This window comes from Pantoea sp. 18069 (assembly GCF_902706035.1).
Taxonomy (GTDB): domain Bacteria; phylum Pseudomonadota; class Gammaproteobacteria; order Burkholderiales; family Burkholderiaceae_C; genus Comamonas.
The window spans coordinates 1-4,081 of the sequence record NZ_CACSJA010000071.1 but is presented as its reverse complement, the minus strand read 5'-3'; the positions used below and the strand labels follow the sequence as shown (position 1 = coordinate 4,081).

Annotated in this window: 7 protein-coding genes and 1 pseudogene; 6 read left to right on the top strand and 2 right to left on the bottom strand. The window is 58.8% G+C overall.

From position 1 onward, the window contains the following. Nucleotides 1-176 precede the first annotated feature (176 nt). Together GVL12_RS25520 and GVL12_RS25515 are read right to left on the bottom strand one after the other, a co-directional pair. Entirely contained in the window at nucleotides 177-518 is a 342-nt protein-coding gene (locus GVL12_RS25520) for a hypothetical protein (protein ID WP_159918359.1), read from the bottom strand. Nucleotides 519-762: 244 nt separating this feature from the next. Beyond that, nucleotides 763-987, bottom strand: a complete 225-nt coding sequence (locus GVL12_RS25515) for a hypothetical protein (RefSeq protein WP_159918358.1) — start codon at nucleotides 985-987, stop codon at nucleotides 763-765. A 210-nt stretch (nucleotides 988-1,197) separates the two neighbouring features. Here GVL12_RS25515 and GVL12_RS25510 point away from each other — a divergent pair, with 210 nt between their 5' ends. The 6 genes and pseudogenes from GVL12_RS25510 to GVL12_RS25485 all read left to right on the top strand — a co-directional run. After that, nucleotides 1,198-1,473 carry a hypothetical protein gene (locus GVL12_RS25510; protein ID WP_200844084.1) on the top strand — a complete coding sequence of 92 codons (276 nt, stop codon included), beginning with the start codon at nucleotides 1,198-1,200 and terminating at the stop codon, nucleotides 1,471-1,473. 197 nt (nucleotides 1,474-1,670) lie between these two features. After that, a complete protein-coding gene (locus tag GVL12_RS25505; RefSeq protein ID WP_159918357.1) occupies nucleotides 1,671-2,675 on the top strand; it encodes a P63C domain-containing protein in 1,005 nt (334 codons plus the stop codon). Between the two features lie 97 nt (nucleotides 2,676-2,772). Next, nucleotides 2,773-3,012: a hypothetical protein gene (locus GVL12_RS25500; protein ID WP_159918356.1), complete on the top strand. Its 240-nt coding sequence runs from the start codon at nucleotides 2,773-2,775 to the stop codon at nucleotides 3,010-3,012. Continuing rightward, entirely contained in the window at nucleotides 3,009-3,497 is a 489-nt protein-coding gene (locus tag GVL12_RS25495; RefSeq protein ID WP_159918355.1) for a hypothetical protein, read from the top strand. The genes GVL12_RS25500 and GVL12_RS25495 overlap by 4 nt, the downstream gene beginning before the upstream one ends. 50 nt (nucleotides 3,498-3,547) lie before the next feature. Then, on the top strand, nucleotides 3,548-3,685 hold the full coding sequence (locus GVL12_RS25490) for a hypothetical protein (protein ID WP_235033982.1): 138 nt from the start codon (nucleotides 3,548-3,550) through the stop codon (nucleotides 3,683-3,685). Between the two features lie 11 nt (nucleotides 3,686-3,696). Then, nucleotides 3,697-4,081: pseudogene (locus GVL12_RS25485) on the top strand (hypothetical protein); the annotation flags it as partial.

Below are 4,081 nucleotides of genomic sequence, written 5' to 3'. Positions count from 1 at the left end.
GGCCTGCCCGGTACCGCCACCGCCAAGACCTGGGCCGGCGGCACCACCTACCGCATTCCCACGGATTGCCCAGGCATCCCGTCCCTCACCATTCACAACGCCAACACCCCAGACGATGAACGTGCGTAGTACTTGGCGACACACAGCCGCCGCCAATGCGCGCTATGTGAAATTTGCTACGGGTACGGACGTTCTCTCACTGGCCGCCCATATTGGTCCATGTGTACGCCTGGGCCGTATGCATTTGGCTTGATCTGCAGCATCTCGCCCTGCGCGCCGCCCGGGGCCTGCAAAGTCACCGCTTGGCCATATTGGTTCATATGCACCCCAGGACCAAACGCATTTGGCTTAAAGCCTGAATTGAGAAGCTGAGGTTGCGCAGATGCCCGGGGCGGCACATAGCCCTTGTCCATCTCTATTGCGGTACGAACGTAGTCGCCCCAATCCTCCTTGGACATGCCGCTGCAGGCGCTGAGAGCTAGCGAAAACGAGACAAGAAGCAGAGCTTTGAAGTTCATAAATCAGTTGCTACGTGAGTGCGGTACGCATTTTTTCACCCCACTGCAAGCACTTCAGCAAGGCCAAGGCCGGCACGCCGGTGAAGAAAAACATTCGCGGCTTGGCCTGGATCGGCATGCGCTGGGTCGCCCTCACTAAGCCCCGCTGCATCCACTGCGGATCCCCAGCACCCAGCCACCTTGAGGAAGGCGAAAGCCCTCCATGCGGCTGCCCATAGTTGAACCCAGCCCACCGCGCGGGCGATTACTGCCCTTTGGGTCGCGTTCCGCAGAGCTCAGAAACTCTTGTGATAACAGCCGTCTTGTGTTGCGGATTGGTGCCAGAAGTACCCGCGTCACCCTCTTCCAGTAGCGCAACGGTGTTCACCGAATTGATAAGACGCTGAAGGTCGTAACCGTCCTTTTTGAGAGCCGTGATTACGCACTCCAGCGCCATCTTTTCAACCGCATCTTGGTTCACTTGAGTCATTCGATACCTCTCCAAAAAATTCGACTGTAGCAAATCAACCAGCGCGCGCGGCGGGCTCACCGTTGCGCAGCACAGCAGATGGCTTGTCGAGACCCTCATACGCAATGAAGAGGCGTCCGGAGATCCCGAACTTCTGCAAGCTGCGGCATTTCGCCGACGCTGTATCGGCTGGCCGCCAAGAGAAACACCACCACCAACGGATAACCCAGCATGAGCCAACCACACATTTCTGAGCTTCGTGAACACCTGATGGCCACCCTGGCCGGCCTGCGCGATCACGAGAACCCCATGGAGCCAGACCGCGCGCGCGCCGTGGCGCAAGTTGCTGGCGTGCTGGTGGACACAGCCCGTGTGGAGGTCGACTACATCAAGGCAACGGGCCAAGACACCAGCGGCTTCCTACAGGCGCTGCCCAGCACAAGCACCGTGACGGCAGGTCTGCCGAACGGGATCACCAGCATCACGCAGCATCGCCCGATCGGCTGACCCTCGCCAGCACCCTTGGTAGAGCCCGCAGTAGTGTGACTTTTCACTTCTGAGGATTGCATGACCAACTCATGCCGGGGAGCATAGCCTCGCTGATCACTCGCGTCTTTGATGAAAATATTTGCACGCATATTTGACAAATATGCCTGCAATTACAAATAATGCACGCACTTCAACTTTGTTTAAGGCGCTGATCAATGACGACAAAAACTACCAAAAAAGCGGCAGGCGGCAAAGCACGTGCCGCATCCATGAGTCCATCAGAGCGCAGCGAATCTGCTCGCAATGCCGCGCAAGCAAAAGCCGATATGAAGAACCTCCCCAAAGCAACCCATGGATCCGCAGATCATCCCCTGAAAATTGGTGATGTCGAACTGCCATGCTATGTCCTTGAAGATGGAACACGAGTGCTTTCGCAGCGTGGGGTTGTTGCCGGACTTGGGATGAAGTACGGCAGCCGCAGTTCCGGCGACGACCGCATCACCAGTTTTCTTGGCGGCAAAGCCATTTCTCCATTTGTCAACAGTGAACTGATGCAGTTGGTGGCCCATCCGATCAAGTTCCGCACGTCCATGGGTGGAGGCCTCGCTTTCGGATATCCAGCAACCGTACTGGCCGACATCTGCGATGTCGTTCTGAGTGCCCGAGCTAAAGGCGCGTTACAAAAACAGCAGGAACACATCGCCGCACAAGCAGAAATCCTGGTGCGAGGGTTCGCCAGAGTTGGCATCATCGCGCTGGTCGATGAGGCAACAGGCTATCAACGGGAGCGTGCTAAAGATGCTCTGGCAAAAATCCTAGAGGCCTGGGTCGCAAAGGAGCTGCAGCCATATGTCAAGACATTTCCAACTGACTTTTATGAACATCTCTTCAGGCTGAGGGGGCTGGAATACCCACCGGAACGGGAAAACTATCGGCCACAGTACTTCGGTGTTCTGACCAACGACATCGTCTATCAACGTCTAGCCCCTGGCTTGCTGGAAGAGATGAAAAAACAAGCCGCAAAGGATGAGAAAAAGGCACATCTACACCGACGCCTCACGGAACAGGTGGGCCACCCACGATTGAAAGAGCACCTAGCGTCGGTCACAACCATCATGAAGCTGTCCAAAAACTATCCAGATTTCATAGAGAAGATTAACCAGATCCACCCGCGGTTCGGCGACACCTATGCTCTCAATCTCGATGTAGATGACCGTTGAAAACTCACAACACTCCCAGTGGCCCGCCTAGCGCGGGTTTTTTTTCGCCCTGACCCAGCCCGCAAGAGCGGGCTTTTTCATTTCCGCAAGCAGAGGCATGAGCCAGCGCACCCTCTCCCGCCCACAGCGCGCAATGCTGGCCAACGCCATCGCCGGGCGCCCGCTCGAGCACGGCGTGCCCCGGCCGCGCGCCTCCGGCCCTTTCAGCACCGTCCAGGCCCTGCATCGCAAGGGAATGCTGGCCGGCATCAATCACCTGCCCACGGCCGCAGGCCGCGCGGCTCTCGCAACATCTGCAGCACCTGCAGCACCTGCAACCACGGAAATAGCCGCATGACCACCACACGCCCTGTAGCCCCAGACTTTGACCTGCGCACCTCGAAAGGCGGCCGCGGTTACGTGGCTTGGTACTTCGCAAATGAGCTGAAGCGCCACGACTTCACGCGCTACATCAACGACACCCTGGCTGCCGATTTCGCCTGCGTGCTGGCCAACAGGCTACAGGCACTCAGGGCAACGCCCGGGCAGTGGCTACACCAGATCGCAGCGCCGCCCGTATACGCCCCCCTGAAACTGGAAGAGGTGCGCGACCTGACAGCGATGCATGCTGGCGCTCCATGGAGTGAAGAAGCTGCGCGGGATTTGCGCGACTACCGCAGTGGCAAATTGCCTATCGAGAAATGGCGCGGGAAGCGGCCACCTACTGTCACTTGGCGAAAAGCCATCAGCATGATGGGCCGTCAGCGAAATCATCAGCATCGGGTCGAGCAGACACGGGCACGCATGACGGAGCGCGCAGCAGCGCAGAAAGGCGGTGCGTGATGGCGTACCCCCCTGATTGGTGCCCGCTGGCAAACCACCCATGCATGTGCATGTGCGAGAAGCCGTGCACAGCTTCCCCGCCGCCCAGCGCCGCACAAAAACGCCGGTTCATCGGCAACTACTTCGCCGAGACCGACTTCGAGCGCTTCGGCTACAGCGATTCAGCAGAGCGCGCCGCGGCGCAGTAAGGAACCACCCCATGAAAGAAACCGGACTGATGTTCAAGGCGCCCCTGGTGCGCTCCATCCTCGATGGCAGCAAGATGCAGACGCGGCGGATCTTCAAGGTGCCGGCGAGCTGCAGCTGGTACGAGGGGTTGGGCGGCGAAGCCAAGGGATGGCTGCAGGATGATGATGGCCCATCGTGGTGGCACATCGATGAGCAGCGCTGCCCATTCGGCCAGCCCGGTGACCGCATCTATGTGCGTGAGACGTTTGCGCCATTTGAGCGGAACTGCTTCTATCGCGCTGACGGCGACCACGCAGACCTGCGGCCATGGAAACCGGCAATCCACATGCCCAAGGCGCTGGCCCGCATCTGGCTGGAAATCACCGGCGTGCGCGTGGAGCGCCTGCAGGACATCA

Excerpts from the sequence above, each read along its gene's own strand:
- GVL12_RS25520 (WP_159918359.1), bottom strand. The coding sequence starts at position 518 with ATGAACTTCAAAGCTCTGCTTCTTGTCTCGTTTTCGCTAGCTCTCAGC.
- GVL12_RS25515 (WP_159918358.1), bottom strand. The coding sequence starts at position 987 with ATGACTCAAGTGAACCAAGATGCGGTTGAAAAGATGGCGCTGGAGTGC.
- GVL12_RS25510 (WP_200844084.1), top strand. The coding sequence starts at position 1,198 with ATGAGCCAACCACACATTTCTGAGCTTCGTGAACACCTGATGGCCACC.
- GVL12_RS25505 (WP_159918357.1), top strand. The coding sequence starts at position 1,671 with ATGACGACAAAAACTACCAAAAAAGCGGCAGGCGGCAAAGCACGTGCC.
- GVL12_RS25500 (WP_159918356.1), top strand. The coding sequence starts at position 2,773 with ATGAGCCAGCGCACCCTCTCCCGCCCACAGCGCGCAATGCTGGCCAAC.
- GVL12_RS25495 (WP_159918355.1), top strand. The coding sequence starts at position 3,009 with ATGACCACCACACGCCCTGTAGCCCCAGACTTTGACCTGCGCACCTCG.
- GVL12_RS25490 (WP_235033982.1), top strand. The coding sequence starts at position 3,548 with ATGTGCGAGAAGCCGTGCACAGCTTCCCCGCCGCCCAGCGCCGCACAA.